General features: G+C 67.4%; 20 protein-coding genes. 7 read left to right on the plus strand and 13 right to left on the minus strand.

Annotation, left to right across the window (positions count from 1 at the left end):
* Position 1: 1 nt before the first annotated feature.
* From Pla108_RS02840 to Pla108_RS02855, 4 genes are all read right to left on the minus strand, one after another.
* Positions 2-724, minus strand: coding sequence for a GDSL-type esterase/lipase family protein (locus Pla108_RS02840; RefSeq protein WP_146442688.1), 723 nt, complete (start codon positions 722-724; stop codon positions 2-4).
* Entirely contained in the window at positions 721-1,863 is a 1,143-nt protein-coding gene (locus Pla108_RS02845; RefSeq protein WP_197526195.1) for an acyltransferase family protein, read from the minus strand. The genes Pla108_RS02840 and Pla108_RS02845 overlap by 4 nt, the downstream gene beginning before the upstream one ends.
* Before the next feature lie 47 nt (positions 1,864-1,910).
* Complete coding sequence (locus Pla108_RS02850) at positions 1,911-3,086, minus strand: S1C family serine protease (protein WP_146442693.1); 1,176 nt, start codon at positions 3,084-3,086, stop codon at positions 1,911-1,913.
* A 125-nt stretch (positions 3,087-3,211) separates the two neighbouring features.
* The gene (locus tag Pla108_RS02855; protein WP_146442696.1) at positions 3,212-3,661 is read right to left on the minus strand and encodes a TraR/DksA family transcriptional regulator; all 450 of its coding nucleotides are present in this window, start codon (positions 3,659-3,661) and stop codon (positions 3,212-3,214) included.
* 447 nt (positions 3,662-4,108) lie between these two features.
* On the opposite strand from Pla108_RS02855, the gene Pla108_RS02860 reads away from it, so the two are divergent.
* Entirely contained in the window at positions 4,109-6,754 is a 2,646-nt protein-coding gene (locus tag Pla108_RS02860; RefSeq protein ID WP_146442698.1) for a hypothetical protein, read from the plus strand.
* A gap of 13 nt (positions 6,755-6,767) precedes the next feature.
* On the opposite strand, the gene queF is transcribed toward Pla108_RS02860, so the two are convergent.
* On the minus strand, positions 6,768-7,121 hold the full coding sequence (queF, locus tag Pla108_RS02865) for a preQ(1) synthase (RefSeq protein WP_231934265.1): 354 nt from the start codon (positions 7,119-7,121) through the stop codon (positions 6,768-6,770).
* A 141-nt stretch (positions 7,122-7,262) separates the two neighbouring features.
* Between queF and queC the strand changes: the two genes are divergently transcribed.
* Genes queC through Pla108_RS02880 form a run of 3 tightly spaced genes read left to right on the plus strand, consistent with a single transcriptional unit; the run spans position 7,263 to position 9,134 of the window.
* Complete coding sequence (gene queC, locus Pla108_RS02870) at positions 7,263-7,979, plus strand: 7-cyano-7-deazaguanine synthase QueC (RefSeq protein ID WP_231934266.1); 717 nt, start codon at positions 7,263-7,265, stop codon at positions 7,977-7,979.
* A gap of 43 nt (positions 7,980-8,022) precedes the next feature.
* The gene (locus tag Pla108_RS02875) at positions 8,023-8,409 is read left to right on the plus strand and encodes a GxxExxY protein (protein WP_146442706.1); all 387 of its coding nucleotides are present in this window, start codon (positions 8,023-8,025) and stop codon (positions 8,407-8,409) included.
* A 38-nt stretch (positions 8,410-8,447) separates the two neighbouring features.
* Positions 8,448-9,134, plus strand: coding sequence for a 7-carboxy-7-deazaguanine synthase QueE (locus Pla108_RS02880; protein WP_146442709.1), 687 nt, complete (start codon positions 8,448-8,450; stop codon positions 9,132-9,134).
* 367 nt (positions 9,135-9,501) lie between these two features.
* On the opposite strand, the gene Pla108_RS02885 is transcribed toward Pla108_RS02880, so the two are convergent.
* The 6 genes from Pla108_RS02885 to holA all read right to left on the minus strand — a co-directional run bounded on the left by Pla108_RS02885 (position 9,502) and on the right by holA (position 18,076).
* Positions 9,502-10,653, minus strand: coding sequence for a hypothetical protein (locus tag Pla108_RS02885; RefSeq protein WP_146442711.1), 1,152 nt, complete (start codon positions 10,651-10,653; stop codon positions 9,502-9,504).
* A 219-nt stretch (positions 10,654-10,872) separates the two neighbouring features.
* A complete protein-coding gene (locus Pla108_RS02890; protein WP_146442714.1) occupies positions 10,873-14,175 on the minus strand; it encodes an FtsX-like permease family protein in 3,303 nt (1,100 codons plus the stop codon).
* A 139-nt stretch (positions 14,176-14,314) separates the two neighbouring features.
* On the minus strand, positions 14,315-14,761 hold the full coding sequence (locus Pla108_RS02895) for a hypothetical protein (protein ID WP_146442716.1): 447 nt from the start codon (positions 14,759-14,761) through the stop codon (positions 14,315-14,317).
* 159 nt (positions 14,762-14,920) lie between these two features.
* On the minus strand, positions 14,921-15,361 hold the full coding sequence (locus Pla108_RS02900) for a hypothetical protein (protein ID WP_146442719.1): 441 nt from the start codon (positions 15,359-15,361) through the stop codon (positions 14,921-14,923).
* Positions 15,362-15,452: 91 nt separating this feature from the next.
* Complete coding sequence (locus tag Pla108_RS02905) at positions 15,453-16,769, minus strand: hypothetical protein (protein WP_146442721.1); 1,317 nt, start codon at positions 16,767-16,769, stop codon at positions 15,453-15,455.
* Between the two features lie 227 nt (positions 16,770-16,996).
* Positions 16,997-18,076 carry a DNA polymerase III subunit delta gene (gene holA, locus Pla108_RS02910; RefSeq protein WP_146442723.1) on the minus strand — a complete coding sequence of 360 codons (1,080 nt, stop codon included), beginning with the start codon at positions 18,074-18,076 and terminating at the stop codon, positions 16,997-16,999.
* A gap of 237 nt (positions 18,077-18,313) precedes the next feature.
* Here holA and Pla108_RS02915 point away from each other — a divergent pair, with 237 nt between their 5' ends.
* A complete protein-coding gene (locus Pla108_RS02915) occupies positions 18,314-19,273 on the plus strand; it encodes an epimerase (RefSeq protein ID WP_146442726.1) in 960 nt (319 codons plus the stop codon).
* 123 nt (positions 19,274-19,396) lie between these two features.
* Here the strand turns inward: Pla108_RS02915 and Pla108_RS02920 are convergent, their stop codons facing one another.
* Entirely contained in the window at positions 19,397-21,130 is a 1,734-nt protein-coding gene (locus tag Pla108_RS02920; protein ID WP_146442729.1) for a hypothetical protein, read from the minus strand.
* 337 nt (positions 21,131-21,467) lie between these two features.
* Between Pla108_RS02920 and Pla108_RS02925 the strand changes: the two genes are divergently transcribed.
* Positions 21,468-21,893, plus strand: a complete 426-nt coding sequence (locus tag Pla108_RS02925) for an SHOCT domain-containing protein (RefSeq protein ID WP_146442732.1) — start codon at positions 21,468-21,470, stop codon at positions 21,891-21,893.
* 298 nt (positions 21,894-22,191) lie between these two features.
* Positions 22,192-23,472 (plus strand): ATP-dependent Clp protease ATP-binding subunit ClpX, encoded by a 1,281-nt coding sequence (gene clpX / locus Pla108_RS02930; protein ID WP_146442736.1) that lies wholly within the window; start codon positions 22,192-22,194, stop codon positions 23,470-23,472.
* Positions 23,473-23,888: 416 nt separating this feature from the next.
* Here the strand turns inward: clpX and Pla108_RS02935 are convergent, their stop codons facing one another.
* Entirely contained in the window at positions 23,889-24,611 is a 723-nt protein-coding gene (locus Pla108_RS02935) for a hypothetical protein (RefSeq protein ID WP_197526196.1), read from the minus strand.
* Positions 24,612-24,639 lie beyond the last annotated feature (28 nt).

Raw genomic sequence — 24,639 nt, forward strand, 5'->3', positions numbered from 1 at the left:
GTTATCGCGACGACGATTCGTCGCTGAGGACGCGGTTCAGCAGGGACTTGATCTGCGCCGACCACAACTCATAGCCCGGCCGGTTCAGGTGCAGGCCGTCATCGCGGTAGACGTCCGAGCGGGCGTCGCCGTCGGCGGTGAGGTAGGCGTCGGCGGTGTCGAGATAGAAGACGCCTTCACGCTTCTCGCATTCCGCCTGGAGCGCGGCGTTGACCGCCTTGGTCTGGTCCCAGACGTGTTGCCGTAGCGGCGTCGGGCGGACGTCGCAGCAGATAACGACAGCGTCGGGCTGGTGGCTTCGTAGCAGGTCGGCGACGTAGCCAAACCACTCGGCCACTTGTTCCGGCGAGCGGTCGTCGTCGCCGCCGGTGACGTCGTTGGCGACAAAGACCACGGCCGCGCGGTAGTGGTGCGGCGTGATCAGCCGCTTGGCGTAGTGGGCCAGGTCGCTGAATCGGGCCCCGCCAAAGCCGCGGCGGATGACGGGATAGGGCGCCAAGTCTTCCGCCGCGTTATCCCAGAGGCGGATGCTCGAGCTGCCGATCAGCAGCACGGCGCCTTCCGGATCGGGCTCGGCTTCGTCGAGCGCCTCAAGCCGTGATATCTCTGCTTCCCAGCCGGCGATCTGCTCGGCGTAGGGGCTTAGGTCGGGCAGGCGCGGCTCTGCGGCCGAGGCGGCGACGCCCGTCATAACGAGGGCGGTCAGGAGCAGTCGAAGAGTCATGACAAGGCAGGTCTAGCAGGGAAACGATGTTTGAGCCGCAGGCACGGCCGTTCGATCAGCCGATAGCTTAACACGCCCGCTAGCCAACAAAGGGGGGCACACACCGCTAGAAACGCCAGCAAGGCGGGCAGCTGTGTCCCCGCGACCTCGGGGAACGCGATCCAGGGGGTGGCTCCGCCGTCGCCTGGCCCATAAACGTAATCGCGCACCACCGCCCGCACCGGGCTATGCGTCAGGTAAATGCCGTAGCTATAGAGGCCGAACGATCGCAGCCAACGCGCCTCGAACCAGCGCGTCAGCGTTGGCGCCGCGGCCGGGTCGGCGAGGAGCAGCAGCACGGCGCCGCCGGCGATCGCGCCGAGCGTGATCCCAGGGCCGAGCGACCAATCGGTGACCACATCGCCGCCGGCGAGGGTCTCGACAAGGTCGCCCCCCGCCGCGAGCCCGAAGGCGACCGCCGCGGTGGCGATCAAGGCCGTCCGCCACCGTCGAGGGTCGAACCCGTCGCGGGTCGCGACCGCCGCGGCGGCGCCGATCGCCAACGCGTCGAGTCGGGTCGTCGTCAGCACGTAGAGCGCGATCGGGTTCCAGCCAAGCTGTTGCCCGGCGAGTCGTGTTCCCAAACAAGCAAGCCCGACGATGAGGCAGAACATGGCAAGCCGGCGACGGTCGCGGAACCAACCAACGACCCAAGGCCACACCAGGTAGAACTGCTCTTCGATCGCCACGCTCCACGTGACGGCGAGCGGGCCCACGAGGTAGGAGCCCGCCTCGGCCATCGTCCAGTTGCCCAGCAGGAGCCAGAAGCTCGCGGCCTGCAGCGTCGTCAAGGTCTCGGCGCCCAGCGCGCCGCCGGCGAGCGCCGAGACGCCAAAAACCGCCGCCACCAAGACGAAGTAGAGCGGCAAGATCCGCAGCGCCCGACGGGCGTAGAAGCTGCTGAGTCGGTTCGGGGCGTCCCGCGTGTCGAGGAGCACCCCCGTGATCAGGTAGCCCGACAGGACAAAGAAGAGCGTCACCCCGTACCAGCCGAACTGCAGCGGCCACAGGGCGAGGCGTTCCCACGTCGATGACGCCGGGATCACGACCAACTGGTGCAACAGCACCCAGACAATCGCCAGCCCGCGCAGGCCGTCCAATGCGGCGACGCGTTCGCGCTGGCCGCCGGCTCGGGGGGGGCCGCCGCTCAGCGGATCGCGTCCTCGGGCGGACGCCGCCCGATTGGCACCATCGCATGGATACGGGCGCCGTTGCGGATGAGCTCGATATCGACCCGATCGCCTACCTCGGTGAGGTTCACCAGATTGAACAGGTGGTCGAAGTCCTCGATCGGCGTGCCGTTGTAGGTGAGCAGGATGTCGTCCTCGCGCAGGGCCGCTTGCTGAGCGGGAGAGTCGTCCTTCACGACGGTGATCCGGGCGCCGAACAGCCGCGGCAGGCCGGCGGCGCGGGCGCGCTGCTCGTTGAACATCGGGTCGAACTCGACGCCGAGGTAGCCGCGGGTCGCCTCGCCATTCTCGATCAGCTGGCCGGCGATGCGAGTCGCCAGGTTGATGGGGATCGAGAACCCGATCCCCTCGTTGCCGCCGCTCGAGCTGGCGATCGCTGTGTTCAGGCCGACGACCTCGCCGCGGAGATTCACCAGCGGCCCGCCCGAGTTGCCCGGGTTGATGGCGGCGTCGGTCTGCAAGAAGTTCTGCAGCTCGACCTCGCCGTCACCCAGGTCGAGGTTGTAGCGGCCTTTGGCGCTGACGATGCCGCGGGTGACGCTGTGGCTGAGTCCGAACGGGCTGCCGAACGCCAACACCTGTTCGCCGATCTCGAGTCGCGAGCTATCCCCCAGGACGGCTGGCGCCAGGCCGACGCTGTCCGAGGCGGTGATTGACATCACGGCCACATCGGTCTGGCTGTCGCTCCAAAGCCGGTCGGGCCGGAAGGGCCGGCCATCGACCAGTTGCACGCGGATGTGCGACGGCGACGAATGCTTAATAACGTGGCGGTTGGTGAGGATGTACGGCTTGCCACGGAAGTGAACGATCACCCCCGAGCCGGCTTCTTGGCCGCCCGAGCGGATGCGGTGCTCGCGGATGGGGCGCGCCTCGATGTGGACGACACTCGGCGCCACCAGCCGGGCGACCCGCTTGTAGATGCCGAGCTGGGCTTCGAGGGCGGCGACATCTTCCGACAGGGCGCGGAACTCGGCGGCCCGGTTCTCGAGCGTGAGGGGCTGGAGGCCCGGGTCGCCGGCGTCGACCGCCACCAGGCGGGGCGACTCGGCCGGCTGGGCGAGCGACCGACCGGCGGCCAGCAGCGAAGCCGCGACCGCGGCGACGAGGAGCGGCGTGCGGAGGGGACTCGTCATACAGCGTTGGTCGGCGGTCGGGCCCCCCGCGGAGGGCCGGTTAAACGAAACGGGGCCGAGACGCTCAGGCGTCCCGACCCCGTAAGTTTAGCGGATCATCGGTGGCGGTTCACTCTCGAGACGCGTTACTGCAGCTCGAAGTCGTTCGCCCGACTGTTGGCTTCGGAATAACCGGTGTCGACGACGCGACTCCAATCCTCCGGCATCCGGTCCTCGAGGGTGCCGTCCTCGGCCGCCTGCTGGCATTCGATACACATCGTGGCGTAAGGCAGGGCGTTCAGCCGAGCCATCGGGATCGTCTTGTTGCAGATCTCGCAGTCGCCGTAGGCGCCCGAGCGGATCCGCACCAGGGCCTTCTCGATGCTGCCCAGTTCGCGGCTCTCGACCTCCGCTAGCTGCGAGCTGATCTCGTCTTGGGCCGTGTCGAGGGCGGCGTCGACGACGTCGCTGCCCGATTGCTCACGGAGTTGCATCAACAGGCTGAGGTCGCCCTCAAGTGCTTTGCGTAGCGCGTCGCGGCGCGTGACCAGCAATTGCTGGATCTTTGTAATGGAGTCTTTACGGGCGCGGGACATGATCGTGGGGCCTCATCAAAATGCTCGGTCGACGCCGCCGCGTGGGGCGGAGGGGCGTCTTCTCGAGCTGCCAAGGTCTGCTGTTCCGGGTGCGGGGCGACCCGTCGGCAGCCGCAGGGGACCCGCCGTGTCGCTTTGCAAGCTTAGTACGCGAAGACCCGCAATCCGGTTGCCGAGTTCGGTTCGGAATCTGCAATTCCGTTTATTCCCCTCCTGAGGGTGGTAGGGAGGGCAGGTACGGCCTGCCGTGTGCCGACCCGTTGATCCCGGTGGGATAGGGGGTTTGGGCCCATTTGGGCCTGCTTTGTGCTTGAACTCGCGGGGCGTTCACTTTGACCGACCCCCATCGGCGAGCTACATGCTGGTGGCCGTTGTGCCCCGACCCAACCCGACGGAACCGTCTGCACGCCCGTCTCAACGGCCCGACTCGCTCCCCGAAACTGCACCATGTCGACAACCACCTTCTGCGTCGCCGAAGCCAAAACTGGCCCAACCCCGCCCCGCGACTGCACCGATCCGGTGCTGGCCCGGCTGGGATTGTTGGGCCAAGACGGGTCCTGTGTGGCGTACTTGGACGAGTCGGCGCACACGATCGGCGGTGGCCCCCGGTGCTCGGTGCGTCTCGACGGTCCCGGTCTGCGGCCGCTGCATTGCGTCGTCACGCCGGGCGAAAGCGGCCCGGTTGTCCGTCGCTGGGCGTCCGAAACCCGGCTCAACGGCGCCGATTTCAGCGAGGCGCGTCTCGCCCCCGGCGACTGCCTGCGGGTTGGCTCGGTCGACCTCGAGGTGGTTTCGATCGATGTCATCGAGAAGACCGAACCGACCGAGCCGGCTGCCGCGGTCCCCACGACCGCCGACTTGCCCGCTGACGCCGATTTGCCCGCCACGGCCGAATTGCCAGTCGCTCCGACCGAAATCGGCGACGAGCTTGTTGTCGTTTCCCCAGAAGTCGATGCGCCAACGTCACTTGCCGAGGTCACTTCGGAGTGGCTCGACAACAGCGTCGACCTGCTGGAAAAGGCGCGGGCCATCGATTTGGCGTCGGGGGATGACCCAGCGATCCCAAGCCATTTGCTAAAGCCTTGGACCCCGGCTGCGACTGCCTCGACGCCGCCCGCGGAGGAAGTTGACGACCCCTTCCGGTTGGACGAGCCCTCCCCGTGGGACGCGTTGCTCTCGACGCCCGAGACCTCGACGCCCGAAGCGGAGTTGCCGTCCGATCCAAACGAACTCAACGAAGCGGCCGCGCCGCGGCTGCCTGGCTTTGTCGAAGCAGCGCCGGCATCGGAAGAGTCCGACCCGTGGCGATTGGAGGCGGTGACGCCCCATCCTGTCGAACCGACCCCGTCGTTCGACCCCAGCGCGGCGGCCTTGTTCAGCGCCGCTGCGGAGGAGAAAGACGTCGTTGACGAGTCGCTCTTCGACTCGCTTCCCGTCATCGAAGAATCGCTGGAAGAGGTGAGCGCGGTAGAAGACGCCGACTCCGTCGAGACGGCGGCTATGCCGGCATTTGCCGCAGACGGACACGCCGCCGATGTCGCCCGGCTACGCCAGCGGCTCAGCAGCTATCGACCACGCGTCCGCCGTATGGTCGCGGCGCTACGCAACGAGCGTCAGCAAGCGGACGGCCTCGGCGCGACCCTCGCTGAACTCCAGGAGCGGGCGGAGCAGGCCGTCGCCGCAGCGGATGAGGCGAACGGCGAGACGGAACGACTCGCCGAACAACTCCACCTCTCGCAGACGAAACGTGTCGACGCCGAAGCCGCCCTGCAGAACGCCTTGCAGCGCGCCGAGGAACTGCAATACCGGGTCGATGACCTCGAAGCCGCCCTCGCCGAAGCGAGCTTTGCCCTCGCCGAACAAGTTGAATCGTCGGTCATTGCGCCGTCGCCCGAACCTCTCGCCGCGCCGGAGCCCAGCGCCCTGCTTGAGGCCGACGTCGTTAGCGCTCCGTCGAATGCCGAGGACGAGCCGACCGACGCTGTCTGGCCGGAGCAATCCGATAGCCCCGCGTCATCGAGCCCGTGGGCTAGCACGGAGACGATGAACGCGGCGTCCGAACCGACCAAATCGGCGACCCGATACGAGGACGCCGAGTCGTTCATCGAGCCGGCGCCGGAGGCCACGGCCGAGTCCCTGTGGGGCATCGAGCGTCTCGGCGGCGAGTCGGAAGAAGTGGCCCCCGAATCGCTCTGGGAGACTTCACTAGAAGCGTCGGTCGAGGCGCCGTCAGATCCACTCGAAAGCCCCGCGACGCTGCTGGACCTCGCCGACACGGCCCCGAGCGAAGCCACGGCAGAGACCGAGCCGCAGTCCCTGGCTGCAGCGGACGGAAACGACTCCGACGAATCAGCGGAGGCGCCCGAACCTGGGCTCGTGGCCGGACTCGTCAAGGACCCGTTCGCCGCGCCGGTGAGGGACGAGGCGGAAGCCGCGGAGGCTCCCGAGCCCGAGTCGTTCATCGATCGCTTCGCGCACATGGTGCCCGACGAGGACGAGCCTGTGGAGGCGCCCGCTCCGCTCGCCGATCCCGAGCCGACCGCTTCAAACGGTTCGGTCGAAGACGAGTCGATCGACGACTACATGCGGAAGCTCATGCAGCGTGTCCGTGGCGGGTCGGAATGTGAGCCCCAGAGCCTGAGCACCCCGGCGACACAGCAGCCGACCCGTCCCTTGGCGGTTGCTCCCGTCGTAGCGGAAGCCCAATCGAATGCCGAACTGGAAGTCATCGCGCCCGAGCAACTGCTCAGCGACTTGTCCGAAATGCGACGCGAACCGACGCGAACCGTGACAACCGACATGGACGCGTTGCGGCAACTCGCCAACCAGTCGGCCCGCCACGCGATCGACGTCGCCGAGACCCGCACCAGCCGCGAAAAGGCGACGCTCCGCTTGACGGTCTCGGCGGTCGCCTTGGGATGCGGCGCGTTGTCGGCGATCACCGCCGCCAGCCCGTTCGATCTGCAGTTCGCCGGTGGACTCACTTCGGCCCTCGGCGGCGGCTGGTTCGGCTTCCGGACGCTCCGCTCTTGTCAGGCGACCGACTTCGACACCGAGCTGAAGGCGGCGGTGCACGGCAAGCGAGCGCGCTAAAGCGAGCCGGTCGCTAGATCCCCGAACTGGCGAACTGGGCGGTGACGGTCTCGGTGATGCCGCCGCGCGCATTGAACGCGATCTCGACCTTCAGCCACTGTGGGCTGACAACCGCGACGAGGTCATCGAGGATCGTGTTGGTGACGTGCTCGTAGAAGATGCCGTTGTCACGGAACGCCTGGAGGTAGAACTTCAGGCTCTTCAGCTCGACGCACTTCTTGCGCGGCGTGTAGGTGATCGTCACCACGCCAAAATCGGGCTGCCCCGTCTTCGGGCAGAGCGACGTGAACTCTGGCTGGCGGATCTCGATCCGGTAGTCGCGATCGGGGAATTGGTTGTCGAAGGTCTCGAGCAGGTCGCGCGACATCGGTCGTGATCGGTGGGAATGGGGGCGGGGCGTTGTGTCAGGGCACGAGTTTGGCATGATGGGTTGCGGCGGGGTAGGGGAGCCATGCGGGGCTTCCGCCGCCGACGAACCCACCCACCCCACCGCCGACTTGCCGTCCCTGTGCCCGATTCCCCTCCCAAAGCGGTCGTTCTCCTCTCCGGAGGGCTCGACTCAGCGACGGTCGCCGCGATCGCCAAAGCGGCAGGCTTCGACGTCTACGCCCTCAGCATCGATTACGGCCAGCGGCACCGCTTCGAGCTGCAGTCGGCGGCCCGCGTCGCCGCCGCGGTGGGGGTCGCCGAGCACCGCACCGTGGGGATCGACCTGGGCTCGTTCGGCGGCAGCGCCCTGACGGCCGATATCGACGTTCCCCAGGACCGCAGCGACGAGGAGATGGCCGGCGGCGTCCCGATCACGTACGTGCCGGCCCGCAACACGGTGATGCTATCGCTGGCGCTCGGCTGGGCCGAGGTGCTGGGCGCCGTGGACCTGTTCGTCGGCGTCAATGCCGTCGACTACAGCGGCTACCCCGACTGCCGGCCCGAGTTTGTCGAGGCGTTCGAGCGGCTGGCGAACCTCGCCACCAAGGCCGGGGTCGACGCGGCCGCGGGCGTCACGGGCGCCCGCCCCCTCCGGGTCCACGCGCCGTTGATTAAACTGACGAAGGCCGAGATCGTCCGCCGTGGCGTCGAGCTCGGCGTCGACTACAGCCTGACGCACACCTGCTACAGCCCCAACGAGAACGGCGTCCCCTGCGGCCGCTGCGACGCGTGCCAACTGCGGTTGAAGGGCTTCGCCGACGCGGGGCTCACCGATCCGGTTGCATACTCGGATTGATTTACCGCGGAGACGCGGAGAACGCGGAAAGGGGGGAGGCAAATTGAATAGGGAAGAAATCGATCGGATAGCTGGCGAAATCGTTGATGCTTCGATCGCCGTGCACAGAGCTCTGGGTCCGGGCCTTCTAGAGTCGGCCTACGAGGTTTGCCTAGCTTATGAGCTGCGTGAACGTGGTTTCGGAGTGGATCAACAGATTGAGCTTCCCGTCAACTATCGTGGCATGACACTTGATGCTTCTTACCGCCTCGACCTGCTAGTTGCGGGGGAGGTAATTATTGAGTTGAAGTCAGTCGATGAGCTTGCGCCAATCCACACCGCTCAACTGCTCTCGTACTTGCGGCTGAGCGACAAGCGGCTTGGCTTGCTGATCAATTTCAACGTCGATCTGCTTAAGAACGGCGTGAAACGTATTGCGAATAAACTCTAACAAACTCTGCGTCCTCCGCGTCTCCGCGGTGAACCTTCATGCGGATTGCTGAAGTCTACAAATCGATCCAAGGCGAAGGCCTCCTCACGGGGACGGCTTCGGTCTTCGTGCGCGCCAGCGGCTGCAACTTGCGCTGCTGGTTTTGCGACACGCCGCACGCCTCGTGGGCGCCAGAGGGGCAGGACCTGTCGGTCGACGAAATCGTCGCCGCGATTGAGGAATGGGACTGCCGGCACGTGGTGCTCACCGGCGGCGAGCCGATGCTCTTCGCCGAGTTGATCCCGCTGTGCGAGCGACTGCGGCGGATGCGGCGGCACATCACGATCGAGACCGCCGGCACGCTGTTCCTCCCCGTGACTTGCAACCTGATCTCGATCAGCCCCAAGCTGTCGGGTTCGACGCCCGATATCGAGCAGCACGCCCACTGGGCCCGCCGGCACGAGCGGTCGCGGCTGCGGGTCGACATCGTGCGGCGGTTGATCGCCCGGCACGTCTACCAACTCAAGTTCGTCGTCGACGCGCCGGAAGAACTTCCGGAGGTCGAACAGTTCCTCGGTGAACTGGGTGAGATCGATCCCGAACGGGTCCTGCTCATGCCGCAGGGGACGACGCCGGCGGAACTCGACGAGCGGGCCACGTGGCTTCGACCGCACTGCGAAGAGCGGGGCTATACGTACTGCCCGCGGAAGCAGATCGAGTGGTTCGGCGCGGCGCGCGGGACGTAAGCGGTTGGGTTGCGATTCGTGACGTCACCCGCGGCTAGCGCCGACGGCTCACGCGCAGCGATCTATTTGAGCCGTCGGCGCTAGTGTCCCGAGTTAGAAGTTCGTTCCCAAATTGGGCGGCTTTGGAATGAGGCTGGGATCAGAGATTTCACCACGACGGACACGACGGACACGACGGACTGCTCGCCGGGGCTTCGTTGAATCAAGAGACAATCCGTCGTGCTCTTTGTGCCCGTCGTGGTTCTCACTACTTATTACTCATCCGAGTAGCGGCAAGCACTCTGAGTGGGTAAGAACTTCCAACTCAGCACGCTAGCCGCGGGTGGGGCTCACTTCAGAATTCAGACCGTGAACCCGGTGTCGATCATCACGAAATGGCTTCAGCGGGCGGCGTCTCTTGCGGCTTGACGACAGGCTCCGCGACGGGCTTGGCTGGCGGCGCTCCCTTGGGCGCGAAGACCAGCACGATCGCCGCCCCGACGATCACCAGCAGCAACCCGGCGAAGAAGCCGCCGAGCGTCACCGACGAGACCCCCTCGAAGCCGCCGCGGACCCAGAGCGCTTCGAGCGTTGTCACGACCGGCGCCCCGCCGAACACGAGCGGCATGACGTACATCGGTTTGCCGCCGTAGTTGAAGGCCAGGATGATCCCCAGCGCGCCGATCGCCCCCGCGGCGCCGCCTGCGAGGCTCCAGAACGCGCCGCTGAAGTTGTACGTGCTCGCTTCTTCGAAGCTGCCGATGAGCAGCAGTTGCGGCACCACCACGGCGATCGCAAAGTAGGCGAGGCCGACGCACAACAACGGACGGAGGCGGCTGTGATGCATCGCGGCTTGGCCCTGGTGCAGGACCGGGCCGTAGGCGCCCCAGCAGGCGATCACGCTGGCGATCGATAGCACTTGCAGCAAGAAGTTGCCGCTCGCGGCGCCCGCCTTCTCGACGTTGCTCTCGACCGCTTCGGCGAGCGTCTCGTCAGCCGGCGCCTCCACCGCAGGCGTTTCGTCGGCCTCGACAGCGGCCGCCACGGGGGGGGCGTGCTTCGCCGGCGCCGGCTTGCAGACGAGCACCGTCACCGCCCCCATCACCACCATCAGCAACCCGGCGATGAAGATCGGGCCGATGTCCTTGAGCCGTTTGGCCCAGTAGATCGTCAAAAACGAGTTCACGACCGGCGCCCCGCCGAACACCAGCGGCATCACGACCGACGGCTTGCCGCCGTACGTAAAGGCCATGATGATCCCCAGCGCGCCGATCGCGCCAAAAACGCCCGCCAGGAGGCTCATCACGGCGCCGCGCGTTGTCCAGTTCCCTTTTTCGCCCTTAGTGTAGAGCAAGACCGCCGGCACGATGACGCCGATCGCAAAGTACGCCAGCCCGACACAGACAAACGGCCGGAGCCGGGCGAACTGGCCATCGACCAGCGACATCGCCGCTTGGCCCCGGTGCAAGACCGGGCCGTAGAGACCCCAGCTGACGACGGTGAGGGCGATCGAAGCGACGACTAGCAGCAGGCCACGCATGGCGGGTCTCACGGGGGGCGGTGTCTGTGGAGCCTCACTCTAGACGACGGCTCGCCAGCCAACCACCTCCGCTGAGCGCTGGGCGAGCCGGCAAGCGTCAGCTCCCGGAGGGCGAATGGATTCAACTAAACAAAGAGCCGGGAGACGTAAGTCCCCGGAGTGAAGTGGGTACCCGCCGCACTCCGGGGACTTACGTCTCCCGGCTCTTTGCGTTTTCGTCTACTCGCCACGGAGGGCGGCGGTTAGCGGAGCCGAGAGGGCGCGGCCCGAGGCGATCCGTGACGCGACGAGGCCGATCGCAACTGTTGCCGCAATGAGGGCGATCGCCATCAGCCAGGGGAGCTGCGCGTCGCTCTGCGCCGAGAGCGGGCCAAGGGTCGCCGCCGCCGCGATCGCCCCGGCGGCGAGTCCCGCCGCGAGGAGCGTGAGGTTCTCGAGCAGCACCAGTCGGCGGAGCCGGTCTTTGGTGAAGCCCGCGGCCCGGAGCAGGGCGAGCTCGCCGCGGCGTTCCAGCAAGTTGCGGAACTGTGCGACCGCGAGGCCAATAGCGCCGAGCGCGAGGCCCAACCCGCCGAGCGCCTGGAACGTCGAGAGGTAGGTGTTCTGCACCGCCAAGAAGTCGGCAAGCCGCGCCGAGGCGCTTTGGGCGTCGAAACCGTAGTCGGCGAGCGTGTCTTCGAGTCGATCGGCGAGCGCCGCCGGGTCGTCGCCGGCGATCAGGAAGAACCGGTAGCCCGACGCCGAGGGGAAGAGCCGCAAGAAGTCCGCCTCGCCCATCAACAAGTCGCCCTGCAGGACGCTGTTTTTCAGCAGCCCGGCGACCTCGACCGTCACCTCCTCGCCGACCTCGTCGCGAATCGTGAACTGCGAACCGACGCCGCCGTAGAGCTTCAGCGAGTACATCGCCGTATTGAAATCGAGAACCACGGGGACCGGCATATCGGCTGCCACGGCGCGGTTCGCCAGGACGGTCCAGGGCGCCGCGGGGTTGGCGTTGTCGGCCCACTCCATCGGCGTCGGGCGGTTGTCGGCCACTTCGGCGAAGCGTGGCGTCACGCCGAGCACGCGCGGCTGCTTGGTTTGGTAAAGGTTCCGGCAACTGGCGTCCTCGCCGTCCTGGACGCGGAAGCCGTAGACCGTGGCGCCGGCGAGCGCCGCTTCGCCGTCGCTGGAGAAGCCGAGCTCACGCCGGCCGTCGGCGGTCGCCAGATCGTAGTGCAGTGGCTGGTCAGACTGGGCGATGAGATCGAAGCCGCCCGTTCCCGCATCGGTGGGAGGCAATCGGAACGCGCTGGTGGCGAGCAGCAGAAAACTCGCGGCGGCGACGAGGCCGATCGTCAGCAGCGACCGCCCGGGGCGGCGGCGGACGTTCATCGCCGCTAGACGGGGTAGGGCGAGGCCGGCAGAGTTCGCCCCTTCGCGGCGGCTGAACCGATAAATCGTCGCCAGCAACGCAACGAGCGTCAGCCCTCCCACCGCGAAAAAGACGCCGGCGGCTGCTTCCCCGCGGAGCGAGCCGCCCGACATAGCCGCAACGCCGGCAAGCGTCGCGCAACCGAGCGCGACGCCAGTCGCGAGGCGTGACTTGCCAGCGCCTCCCGACGGTGGCTGTGCGGAGCCCCCTGCCAACAGCGTGCGTGGCGGCGTCTTCGTGGCGCTGCGGACGGCCCAGGCGATCGTCGCGATCGCCACCACCCAAGCGCCGACGGTGGAAGCGACCAGCGTCAGCGGGCCGACGTGTAAGCGGAGGAACGGCGCCCCCACGGCGGCGACCCAAACGGTCCGCAACAGGTAGAGCAGCCCGGCGGCATAGGCGACGCCGACCGCGGCGCCAACGAGCGCGCCCAACCCTGCGACGGGCGCCATCTCTCGCAGTTGACCGCGTCGCACCCGGCGGCGGTCGAAACCGATCGCCCCGAGCAGGCCGACCTCACGCCGCCGCTCGTCGATCGCTAGCCACACCAACAGCACAATCAGCAGCAACGCGGCGCCGATGAGGAACATGCTGAATAACAGAAATAGCACGTCGAACGGCGTGCTGCCCGACGACGCGGCGAGCCCCTGCGCGCGGATCGCTAGCGGCGCGAAGCCGAGGTCGGCCGGATCGATCGTGTCGAGCAGTCTTTGGGTGAGGTCGGCCCCATCGGCTTCGGGCGCAGCGACTCGTAGCAGGCTGACATCGCCCCAGCGTGAGCCCCAGAGCTTCTCCGCCAGCGCGAAGCTGACGAACGCCTTGGGGGTCGTTCGGTAGTCGTCCCAGTAGGTCTCGTCTTGGTCGCGGATCGTCTCGGTGAGCTCGAACGGCAGGTCCCAGTTGTCGATCGACTCGGCGTCGGTCACCCCCTCGAGTTGCGGCGTCCAGCGCGGGTCGTTCGCCGCGGTCGACTCGCCGTCGGCGTCGCTCAGCTCGACGATCGCCGACAGCTTGAGCGTCACCGGCGGCGCTTCGCGCAGCTCGCCGTGGGTGCTCTCGGGCTCGTAGTAGGTGAGCGTCACCGGGTCGCCGACTTTTGCATTGAGATCGTCCGCCGCCCAGCGGTTGAGCACGATGGCGCCGTTGTCGGTCGGAGCGATCGACGGCTGGGCGGGCGTCGCTTCGATTCCCGCGACGGTCGAGTACGGGATCGTCCGGTCGCCGACGCGGATCGTGTCGGCCAGGTAGGTCGTCGACGCGGTGACCGGCAGCGTGGCCCACGCGCGCCGCGCCGCGGCGACGACCTGGTCGGTGAGCACCAGCTCGCGCGACTCGAGCTGCCAGACGTCCGGACGCGGCTGGTCGAACGAGAGGCCGTAGTCGGCGAGCTTCGGCGCAACCGTTGGCGTCGTTTCGGCGTCAATAATCAGCGCGGTGCACTCGCCTTCTAGGCCAATCAGCCGCTGGGCAACGGCGAGCGGCACGAAGGCGTTGCGGGGTGCGCCCTGCGTCGGCGCGAGGCCAAATCGGGCGAGTCCCTCGGCGGGAAGCACCGCCGTCACGCGCAGACGCTGTGACGCGACGGTGTCGGCTTTCTCCCCCAACGCACTGTCGGCTGGCAGGGCGCTGGCGGACTTGGTGCGGAGCAGCACCGAGTCGCCCGCCACGACGCCAAGCTCGGCGGCGACCGCCGCGGTTAGCAGGACGCCCCGCTCTTGGAGCGGCCAATCCTCGGCGCCCATCGCGAGGAACCGCTCGTCGCAGCCGACGAGCGTCAGCCGGCTCGCGTTGCGGGTCTTGCCGTCGACCCGCACCGAGACCGACGCGGGGGCGAGCAGCAGCGGCGCGACCCGCGCGCCGTCGTTCTGCTGCTGCATCTCGTCGGCGAGCTCTGCGCGGAACGAGCGGCCGGGGGCGAGGGCGTAGTCAATGGCGCCGAGCCGCTGGAGCGTGAGATCGCGGAGGCTGCCGCGGACCGAATCGCCGACCACCAGCGCGCCGACGAGCACCGCCGTGGCGATGGCGACGCCGGCGGCGGTGGCCGCATGAGCGCGGCGCCAGCCCCAGAGTCCACGTCGGGCGAGTCGCCAAGGGGTGAAAGCTTCCATCCCCGCAGCAGAACATGGCGTCGAGCGCCGGGCCAGCCCCGCCACTGCGCACTAACGAGCCCTGCCGCGCACGGAAAAACCCCCCGGCCCGTGGGGGGCCGAGGGGCTCGTCATTTCTCAATCGCAAAGCGGTTGTGCTTTAGAGGGTGTCCGCCAGAGCGGCGGCGTCACCCGAGCAGCAATCGCCCGCTTCGCAGCAGCCGCTGGTGACGCAGCAGCAGTCGTCGCCACCGGGGCACGTCGAGTCGCACGTGCAGTCTTCGCAGGTGCACTCGTCGCCACAGCAGCAGCCGGCGCTAGCCGACGCAGCAGTGAGCTTCGCAGCGCAGCAGGCGCCAGCCGCGAGGCCCGCTTCCGCTTCGCAGCACGCGCCGTCCGAGCAGCAGTCGCCCTCGGCACAGCACTCACCGCTGACGCAGCAACAATCGTCGCCACCGGGGCAGGCCGCGTCGCACGCGCACTCGTCACACGCACAGACCTCTCCGCAACAACAGCCGGCGTCAGCGACAGCGACCTCGGTCGTGACCATCTTGCCGGCAAAAGCGACTGCGGCGGTCAGGCCGAACAGAGCAATAATTCGTAACATGGATTGATCCCCTTAACGGGGCTCCTTGTGAAGGTCCGCCGCGCCCAAGAAGGCGTCGGCGTAGAAATGAATCGCAGAAAGAACCGGATGCCGCGACGCCAAAGGGGGCGTCGAGACGGGTAATTCAACCGCGACGCCAACGGCGTCGGGGCGGGCGATTCAAATGACCCACACGCAGAATAGCGCCTGCCGGTCGGGTGGCGGGCGGTTGAGAGAGACCCGTTCGATAACACCACGAGGCCCATCGAGCGAGCCGGCGTGCGGTGGTTCGAGGGGGCCGGCGCCGAAGGCCGGCGGGAGGTCGTCAGGGTGGGGCGCTTCGGGAACCGTCGGGGGGCCTGCCAGCGGGCTCGCCGGTTTGGAGGAGAGGCAGCCGTCGCAGCCGCACTGCGTTGGCAGCGGGGCCGTCTCGACGCTCGTCTGGGCGTTCCGGCAGCAGGGGGGGAGGGCCGCTTCCGTCTGGCAGCAGGCGGGCTTGTCGGCCGCTTCTTCAGCAATCCGACAGGTAGAATTAGCCGCCAAACAGCAACAGGGTGGCGCAACGATCGCCGGGACGGCAAGCGTGAGCGTCATCAGCAGGGCTAGCAGCCGATCGAACAACGAGGGGGGCTCCAGAAGAAGGCTCTCTCAATTCTAACGCAATACGCAGGGGGTCTCGCAACAGTTCTTGGCCGATTCGCCGCAAAAGGGCTCAGCGGGGGGCGATTGCGATCGTCAATTCGTCGTGGCCGATCTTCTCGCCGAGGCGGTCCGTCACAAACAATTCGAGGCGATAATCGCCCGCCGCCAGCGACGCCGGCAGCGTGACGCCGTACTGGATATGGAAGTCGCGCCGCATCGTCAGGCAAAGATCGTCGACGTCCGGGAAGTCCCCCGAGGCGACTTCCTTGCCGGTCTCGTTCACGAGGCGGTAGGTGCTCGAGAGCATCGTGCGGTACCCCTCGGAGGAGGCGTCACTGCGGTAGTTGTCGATCTCCGCATAGAGGATCACCTGGTCGCCGGGGGCGTAGCGGGCGTCGGAGAGCGGGTCGTAGGCGCCGAAGCCGTAAACTTCGCGGCACGTCACAAAGTTGCGGACCTGGAGGCTCCCCATCGCGCGGAGCTTGGCGGTCGCCTCGGCTTGATGGCGGGCGGCGGCGTCGATGCGGGCGCGTTGGTCGTTCGAACCGGTCTCGTCGAGCATCGTCGAGAGGGCGTAGATCTGATTCGACCAGTATCCCTGCTCGGCGGCGGATAGACCCGGCGCGGGGGCGACCGCGCTGTCGGTCTTGCCGGCGACCAACTGCAGCAGTTGCAGCCGGAGCCGCTCGCGGGCCTCATCGACCGATTGGGGCGGCGTCGAGTTCGCTTCGCCCAGCTGCGTGATCGCCGAGTCGACGTGGCCACGCCAGTCGGTCGGCGGCGGGGGAGTCGGCGGGAACAACGCCTTCGCCTGCGGCGCGCCGTCGACGGCGGCGGATGTCGCGGCCGGCGCTTTGGCGGCGGCCAGCATGTGTTGGTTCTGGATCATCGCCGGGGGCTCCGAACCGCCGATCACCATCGGCAGCGACGGATCAGGCGGGGCGATATCGACCGACGCGCTCACTTGCATCACGCGGCTCTCCTCGGCGGGCGCGGCGACCAGCGGCGGGGACGCCGGGGCGGTCTTGGCGACCTGCGAGGCGGCCGGCTTCGCTTCGACGCCGGCCAGCTGCCGTTTGTAAGCGAGCGTGTGCTGCGCCCGCTGCACGGTGAGCGACCACATCGACGGCTTGGTGGCGGCGAGTTGCTCGAGCACCTCGGCGTGCAGCACGGGGTCGGCGATCGCCAGATCGGCCAGCTGCGGCGCGACCTCGGCCATCGCTTCTTGTTGCGACTTGTCGGCGTAAGGGCCGGCGTGGGCGGCGACGGCGGTCACCGGCGTCGTGTTCGGGGAGCTGGTCGCGTCGCGCAGCGCGGCCGGCGTCGGACCGAGCGACGCGCAGCCGGCGGCCGTCAGCAGCGTCAACGGCGCCAATCGCATAAGCATGGCCAATCCTTGGCGTTACGAAACTCCGGGGCAGCGGGCGTCCCGTTGCTAGCAGTCGGGTGCCCGTCAAGCGGCGGGATAGTAAGCAACCGGGGCCTCGGCTAGCAACGGCAGTCGCGCGGCGACACGCAATTCCTTCGTCGCAGACACCCTCGGCTCGCTAGCAGTGTAGACGGCGAGCCGTGAGCGTCAGCGACCGGAGCAGCGCCACAGTTGGCTTCCTCCACCTACCGCGCTGCCGCCGCCTCGCGCGACAACCGCAAGAGCAGGCGTTCGAGCTCAATCCGGGCGCGGGCCGGGGCGCTGTTGTGGCCCTTCATGGCGAGGTCCGCCTCGAGCACCCAGTCGGCGAGCTGTACGGCGCGGGCGCGGCCAATCTGGCGGAGCTGTCGCTCGGCGTCGCCGAGTTTGAACGGGGCGAAACCGGCCGATTTGAGCGCCGCCGACAGCGAGGGCCGTTGCCCAGAGCGCTCCGCCGCCTCGATGTGCGACGCCGCCGCCGAGAACTTGCGGAGTGTCGAGCCGAGCTGCGCCAGCACGCCGATCGGTTGCTCTCCGGCGAGTAGCAAACGGTCGAGCTGCGCCAACGCGTCGGCGGCCCGGCCATCGGCGGCGGCGTCAACCAAGTCCCAAGCCGTCCGCGTCCGCCAGCCGCCGACGTTCTCCTTCGCCAGCACGCCGTCGATGCGGCCGCCATCGCCCGCCAGCAGGGCGAGCCGGGCGACCTCTTGGTCGATCACGCCGAGGCTCATCGGCAAGAGGTCGAACAGCACCTCGACGGCGTCGGCCGAGATTTGCGTCTGGTGAACCGACGCGGCGCGAGCGGTGAGCCACTTGGCCGCGTCGCGCCGGTGCTTGGCGACCTCCGGACCGCGGTCGGGCGTTTTGCAACTAACGACCAGCCCGCTCGCGGCGACCGCCTTCGCGAGCCGCGTATTGCCGGGCAGCGTCTTCACGTCGAGCACGACAACACCGGCCGACGGCGCGGCGGCGAAGTCCTCGAGCTTGTCGCGGTAGCGCGTCACAAATGTGTCGGCGTCGTCAACGAGAGCGACCTGCTTGCCCCCCCCGCCGAACAGCGACCGCTGGCCGACGGCGTCGATAATGTCACGCCATTCGGTCGCGGGGCCCTCGAAGGCGTGCCAGTCGAGGTCGCCGTCGGCGCCACAGAGCTGGGCGCGGACCGCGCCAAGGACCTCGCGTTTGAGGAATCCGTCGTCCCCCACGAGCGCAACGACCGAGCCGGCCGGCTCGCTGGGGGCGAGCAGGTACTCCAAGCCGGTGGTTGTCGCGGACGTTTTCGCCATGGGGGCAAGTTTATCGCGACGAAGGTCCGGGCGTCAGCGGTCTTCGCCTTGCTCCAATCAGCCAGGAGGGTTGCTCGACCCGTTTCACAGATCTTGCGGCCGCGTGGCGCCGTCGAGTCGCCGATCGACACGAAAGCGGTCACTGCCAGGAAGCTTTGAGATAAGTTCGGTAGCGGGCTGCGGTAATGATGATGCAGTGTAGAGGCAGCCGAATTCAAAGCGACGAGTTAGCAGCCCATGAACGACTTGAACGAGAAGCGAATCGCCATTGCCGGGGGTAGCGGGTTCCTTGGAACTTCCATGGCGGCGCACTTCGCCAGCCGCGGCGCCAAGGTAACCGTTCTCTCGAGATCGACACCCCCGGTATTGGGAGATTGGACCAACTTGCTTTGGGACGGCCGAACTCTCGGCGAATGGGCGAAGGCGATTGACGGCGCCGACGCGGTTGTGAATCTGGCGGGTCGGACGGTCAACTGCATCAAGACGCCCGATCACCAAGACGAGATTCTGCGGTCACGCGTCGAATCGACCCGCGTCCTTGGCGAAGCAATGCGAGCCGCTAACTCGCCGCCGCCCGTTTGGGTGCAGATGAGCACCGCCCACATCTACGGCGATCCTCCGACGGCGGTGTGTGACGAAGACTCCGCCGAAGGCATGGGTCTCGCTCCGACAATCGCCCGCGCCTGGGAGTCAGCCTTCGCCGCCAGCAAGTTGCCGGACCAACGCGGCGTGATCCTACGAACCAGTTTCGTCATAGGACGCAACCGCGGCGCCGGCGGGGGAGCCTTGGGCACACTCGGTTGGCTCGCCCGTCTCGGACTCGGCGGCCGCGTCGGCGGCCGCGTCGGCGGCGGCGCCCAAGGCATGTCATGGATTCACGAGACCGACCTCAACAATCTCTTCGCCCGAGCCATCACCGACGAATCGATGTCCGGCATGTATATCGCCTCCACCCCCAACCCGGTCGCGCAAGCCGACTTCATGCGGACGCTGCGTCGCGTCGTCAAAATGCCGCTGGGTCTACCCGCGTACGAATGGATGGTGAGAATCGGCGCGCCGCTCTTCTTGCGAACGGATCCCGAACTCGTTCTCTACGGGCGCTATGTCGTATCGCGGCGACTGGCTGCCGAAGGCTTCGATTTTCAGTTCGCGGATCTTGAGCCGGCGCTACGGGACCTTTATCGCAAAGCAAACTGAGACGACGTCGTACCGCGGTCGTCGCCAAATTTTAAAATTGACAGCGAGCCCCCGATGTTAATCGGAGGAGTTATTGCGCTGCACACCCCCGATTAACATCGGGGGCTCGCCAGAGACGCGAGCTTAGTTCCCGCTCGGGCGCACGCCCTTCAGCGACCCGCTCGCCACCGCCACGTCGACCTCGATCGCCTGCGGCGTGGTCATCGCGGCGACATTGCCCGCTTCGTCGCGGGCCTCGGCCCGCAAGAAGAGCTGCCGGGGCAGGTGCCGTTGGAGGCGCCACGAGTGGCGGCCGTTGTTCGGCAGGTTGGTGGCGATCGGGATCCAGGGCCCCGTCTCGCGATTGGAGTAGAAAAGGTCGATCGGCCGCTCGGTGAGGTGCTCGTCGTTGGCGCGCCACTCAATCACCAGCTGGTCGGCGAAGTAGCCGACGCCTTGCCGCACGTCGCCGAGCAGCACCTGCGGCTTGGTGAGGTCGACGCCGACGACCGCCTCGGGGGCGTCGCCGGGGCGCGGCGTCGTCGCTTCGAGGCCGCCGATCGATTCGACGACCAGGCGGAATCCGTAGGTCCCTTCGCCCGGCGTGGTGACGTGGATCGGGCTCTCACGGTCGCTATCGATCGCGAAACGCCGCCAGCTGCGGCCGCCGTCGTCGGTCCCCCACAGCTCAACCTTCGCCACGCCCCAGCGGCCGGTGCGGTTGAGCTCGTAATCGAAGTCGAATTCGGTGCTGTTGACCATCCGGCTCGGCGGAGCGGCGTCGGGCGATGACGCGGCGCTCTCTCGATCGGCGAACGGGTCGGCCGGCGAGCGGCCGAAGCTGGCCGAGCTAAACGGTGTCGAGCTGAAGGCGGGTTGCGAGCGATCGACGCTCCCCGTCAGACCGCCGGCGACCAGCGGTCGTGACGCGGCCGACTCCGAGGGCCACGGCGTCGACTTCGCCATGGAATTGATACCCGAAGAGTTGAAACCCGGCGTGGCGGCCGAAGCGAAGGGTGGCGCGGCGAACGGCTTCGCTGCGGCCGGCTGGCGCCGCTCGGCGTCGGCGAACGGATCGAGCGACGGCGCGCCGGTGGCCAGCGGGGCGGGCGGCGTGGCGGTTGTCGAAGGCCAAGCCGTACCGAACGCGGCCGGCGCCGCCGGCGTGCGGGGCGCCAGCGCCGCTAAGCCTTGCGCCGCTTCGGCAGTCGCCGAACGCTCGACGCGGTTGCCGGCGCGGTCCTCAACGGTCGCCCGTACGTCGATGCGTGTCACCCCAGCTGGCGGACGCCACTGCGCGACCACGCGCGCCGATCGGTTGTCGGCCGAGGGCTGGGCGGACGTCACCGGCACGGGGGTCCAACCGGGCTGGCCGGTGGGTTGGGCGTAGAGCGTCAGCGGCTGAGCGGCGAAGCCGGTCGTGTCGCTGAGTTCCAACTCGACGGTCAGCAGGCCGGCGTTCAGCTGCGCGTCGAGCCGATCGATGGTGGGGGCGGCGGTATCGACGACGACCCGCATCTCGGGCCCCAGCGGTCCCGGCGGGGTGGCCACGCCGGCCCGGTCGTAGGTGCGGACCGCGAACCAGTGCTCGCCATCGGCCGGCGCTTGGAAGCGGAACGAGCGGACATGCGGCGCCGCCGAACCGGCGACCCGCCAGGCGCGCCCCTGATCGGAGGAGTGGTAGAGGACCACCTCGGCCGCGCCGGTCGCCGTCCCGGCCCAGCGGTAGGGGATCATCAGCTCGGTCCGCGACCAGAAGACGGGCTCGGAGGTCGGCGCCTGGGCCCTGGCCGGGGCGATCGGCGCGCACAGCAAGACCAACGCGACGAGGCGTCGCGCCGTTCGAGTTAGGCCGGCTGGTGGCTGAAGGCCCGGCATTCGCTCCCGCTGCGTTCCTGGGCTGACTAAAAAAGCGCTGGCGAAAAAAAGCTGGTCGTGGGGCCGCTGGCTTCCGAGGAAGAACCGACCGCCCCGTCTCGATCGGTATCGACGCGGCCGGCCTGCCCGCTTGACCGGGTACGCTTGCTACGATGATTGGGTAAGGTGGGTGGCGTGTGGGAAGGCCCGTTAGCAGGGTTTCCCAAGCCGATCCGACCGGGCGACTCCGGAAGGTCGCGCGAATAATCGGGACTGGTCTGCACGATTGGGCAGGTGTCGGGCTATGCTAGCCCTGTCGGGCCCGATGTGAGATTTTCCCGATCGCGAGGCGTCACGCGTGTCGATTCCCCCGCTCGCTGCCGCCACGTTTTGGATCGCCTTGATCCTGGGGATCACGGCTGGGTTCTTCGTAGTGGTGCGGAAATGGGCGAAGCGGCGGCAGCGGAGCTACGCCCGCAGCGCCAACGACCTGATGGCGGAGTTCCGCGAGCTGCACGCCCGCGGCGAACTGACGGACACGGAGTTTCAGCGGATCAGAGAAAAACTCGCCCCGGCGCTGACGTACGAGCTGCATCGGCCGGGTGAGGCGGCGAACGTCACCGAAGCGGCGGAGGTCCTGAAACAGACGGCCCGTACCCTGCTGGCGGGATGGAGCGGCACGGAGGGTGAGCGAGACACGAACGACGCCGCGGGCGGCGCCGCCCAGGAGGGTTGTGACGCGAAGCCCCCCATAGGTGGCGATAGCACAAAAGAAAGCCGATGAACGATTCTCGTCGGCGCACCGTATCCACGGACGCTTACACTGCTCGAACTGATGAGCGTGGACAAGGAAGCCCCGCCTGGCGTGAGGTGAGCAATTCGGAACGGACTGGCTGCAGCGAGACAACAGTGTTCGGGGCTTGGCGTCGGGAAGAACGCCGCCGCCACCCGGGCGCGATCGCGGCCAATCCGTCCCGAGGAGCGAGCATCGAGCGGCACCACGAGTCGCGGCTGAAAGACCTACCGGCTAACGAGCCTGGTGTCTGACGTCGCCACGCATGACGGGTTAAGGAGAATTGTCCATGCCTTCGGGTAAAGAGATCACCGGCACGCGGCGCACCGGCGCCACGAAGAAAAACGCCTTCTGTTCGTTCTGCCGCAAGAGCTATCGTGACGTCGGTCCTCTCGTCGAAGGACCGGGCGACGTCTATGTCTGCGGCGAGTGCATCGAGCTCTGCCAGAGCATTCTGGATCAAGAGCGGAAACGGCGGGGCTCTAGCCAGCAGCTGTTCGCCAAGGTCCCGTCACCCCGGGAGATCGTCGCCCAGCTCGACAGCTACGTCATTGGCCAAGAGTCCGCCAAGCGGGTGCTGGCCGTCGCGGTGCATAGCCACTACAAGCGGCTGATGGCGGCCGAGGACGAGTCCGACGTCGATATCGACAAGTCGAACATCCTGCTTGTCGGCCCCACCGGCTGTGGCAAGACGTTGCTCGCGAAGACGCTCGCCCGCAGCCTCAACGTGCCGTTCGCCATCGGCGACGCCACGACCCTGACCGAGGCGGGCTACGTCGGCGAAGACGTCGAGAACCTCCTGCTGAAGCTGCTGCACGCCGCTGATTTCGATGTCGAGTCCGCCCAGCGGGGCATCCTCTACATCGACGAGATCGACAAGATCGGCAAGACGAGCCAGAACGTCTCGATCACCCGCGACGTGTCGGGCGAAGGCGTTCAGCAGGCTTTGCTGAAGATGCTCGAAGGGACCATGGCGAACGTCCCCCCGCAAGGCGGACGCAAGCACCCCGAGCAGCAGTACATCCAGATCGACACGACCAACATCCTTTTCATCTGTGGCGGCACCTTTGCCGGCGTCGAGGACGTGGTCCGCAAGCGGCTCGGCAAGCGCTCGATCGGCTTTAGCCAAGACGGCGAGCGGAACGAAGAGGTCTCGTTCTCCGAGGCGATCGGACAGGTCACCGCCGACGACCTGGTCGAGTACGGCATGATCCCTGAGCTGGTCGGCCGTCTGCCGGTCGTCAGCAGTCTCCGTCCGCTGGACGAATCGGCTCTCGTTCGGGTCCTCACCGAGCCGAACAATGCTTTGACGCGGCAGTACCAGCGGCTGTTCAGCATGGAAGAGGCCGACCTGCAGTTCACGCCGGGCGCCCTCGACGCGATCGCCCGCCGGGCTCACGAGCGAGAGACCGGCGCCCGCGGCCTGCGGTCGATCATCGAGAGCGTGATGCTCGACATCATGTTCGAACTGCCCGACCAACCGCGTGGCCAACGCTACACCGTCAGCGAGGCGGTGGTCGACGGTCGCGAGAAGCTGTTCACCGAAACGCCGGAGAAGAAGTCGGCCTGACGGCCAATGAGGCTTGAGACCTGAGGGAGTGAGGGGCGCGCTGGCGAACCGATTGGTTTTGCCCAACGTCCCTCAAGCCTGTCACCTCAAGCCTCATCCCTTTCACAAGGCGACGTTCAACCTCGGGGCGGGGGCGCTAGACGCTGCCGCCGCTGGGGGTCCAGTCGCCTTCTTACGACACGGGCCCGGCGAACCTCGTTCGCCGGGCCCGTTTTGTTCTTGTACACCGCTTGTTCTTGTACACCGCTTGTTTTTGTACACCGCGCGGACAAGCCGCTGCGCCGGCTTCCGGTGCCAGAGCAACCGTCAGCAAAGCACAAGAGCAAGAGAGCACCGCCGCAAAAGAAGAACAGGGCCCGGCGGAGCTGATGGCTCCGCCGGGCCCTGGGGTGGGCTTTCTTAAGCTTTCGCGCGGATCAGGCGTCTTCGCCCGAGCGGCGGCGGCTGCCGACCTTGACGAGGCCAAACGCCGTCGCGAACCAGACCGCGGCCAGCGGCTCGGGGATCGCCGCGACGGTGTAGCTCAGTCCGGAGAAGTGCGTCTGGTCGCCGCTAAAGGCCGCGTTGTAGTCGAACTCGATCGTCGGGTTCGAGACCGCCGAGGCGAAGGTCCAAACGATCTCACCCTGGATCGAGTTGCTGGCGTTGCCGGTCACGTCGGAGCCGCTAAACGAGAGGCCACCCGTCACCGAACTGGGAACGCCGGCCGATGTCGACGACGAGAACGACAAGGCGCCGGCCGTCTCGAGGTCCGCGACGCTGAGGCGGATCTCCGTGACGGGATTCGCTGTGGTGAACTGGATAGTCGTCGTAGCCGAGTTATTGAAGAACCCGGCGAACATCGTGACGAAACCGGGGATTGACGCCGGGCTACTGGTGCCGCGGAAGAAGCGTCCGTCCGTCGAAAAGCCGATCGAATCGCCGGCGGGGACGCTATTGCCGCCGCTGGCGACGACGTCGAAGCTCGAGACCGGGCTGCCGAAGAAAATCGCCACGTCGTCTGCGTGGTTCGGCAGCGGCGCGCTGAGGTTCCCGTTTGAAAAGTCACTCGTGTAGGTGTCGGTGACGAGGACAGCGTCTGCGTTCGAGCAAACGATCAAACCGGCGCCGAAGGCCGATAGCAGCAGTGCAAAACGCATCATGTGATTCATCAAGGGGGGTCCCGCC

Origin of the sequence: Botrimarina colliarenosi (assembly GCF_007859955.1) — a bacterium.
Lineage (GTDB): Bacteria > Planctomycetota > Planctomycetia > Pirellulales > Lacipirellulaceae > Botrimarina > Botrimarina colliarenosi.

What these genes read in the sequence shown, in the direction of transcription:
- Pla108_RS02860 (WP_146442698.1), top strand. Translation starts at nt 4,109, where the DNA reads ATGTCGACAACCACCTTCTGCGTCGCCGAAGCCAAAACTGGCCCAACC.
- Pla108_RS02895 (WP_146442716.1), bottom strand. Translation starts at nt 14,761, where the DNA reads ATGTTACGAATTATTGCTCTGTTCGGCCTGACCGCCGCAGTCGCTTTT.
- Pla108_RS02880 (WP_146442709.1), top strand. Translation starts at nt 8,448, where the DNA reads ATGCGGATTGCTGAAGTCTACAAATCGATCCAAGGCGAAGGCCTCCTC.
- Pla108_RS02850 (WP_146442693.1), bottom strand. Translation starts at nt 3,086, where the DNA reads ATGACGAGTCCCCTCCGCACGCCGCTCCTCGTCGCCGCGGTCGCGGCT.
- queF (WP_231934265.1), bottom strand. Translation starts at nt 7,121, where the DNA reads ATGTCGCGCGACCTGCTCGAGACCTTCGACAACCAATTCCCCGATCGC.
- Pla108_RS02905 (WP_146442721.1), bottom strand. Translation starts at nt 16,769, where the DNA reads ATGCTTATGCGATTGGCGCCGTTGACGCTGCTGACGGCCGCCGGCTGC.
- Pla108_RS02920 (WP_146442729.1), bottom strand. Translation starts at nt 21,130, where the DNA reads ATGCCGGGCCTTCAGCCACCAGCCGGCCTAACTCGAACGGCGCGACGC.
- clpX (WP_146442736.1), top strand. Translation starts at nt 22,192, where the DNA reads ATGCCTTCGGGTAAAGAGATCACCGGCACGCGGCGCACCGGCGCCACG.
- Pla108_RS02935 (WP_197526196.1), bottom strand. Translation starts at nt 24,611, where the DNA reads ATGCGTTTTGCACTGCTGCTATCGGCCTTCGGCGCCGGTTTGATCGTT.
- Pla108_RS02890 (WP_146442714.1), bottom strand. Translation starts at nt 14,175, where the DNA reads ATGGAAGCTTTCACCCCTTGGCGACTCGCCCGACGTGGACTCTGGGGC.
- Pla108_RS02840 (WP_146442688.1), bottom strand. Translation starts at nt 724, where the DNA reads ATGACTCTTCGACTGCTCCTGACCGCCCTCGTTATGACGGGCGTCGCC.
- Pla108_RS02915 (WP_146442726.1), top strand. Translation starts at nt 18,314, where the DNA reads ATGAACGACTTGAACGAGAAGCGAATCGCCATTGCCGGGGGTAGCGGG.
- Pla108_RS02855 (WP_146442696.1), bottom strand. Translation starts at nt 3,661, where the DNA reads ATGTCCCGCGCCCGTAAAGACTCCATTACAAAGATCCAGCAATTGCTG.
- holA (WP_146442723.1), bottom strand. Translation starts at nt 18,076, where the DNA reads ATGGCGAAAACGTCCGCGACAACCACCGGCTTGGAGTACCTGCTCGCC.
- Pla108_RS02885 (WP_146442711.1), bottom strand. Translation starts at nt 10,653, where the DNA reads ATGCGTGGCCTGCTGCTAGTCGTCGCTTCGATCGCCCTCACCGTCGTC.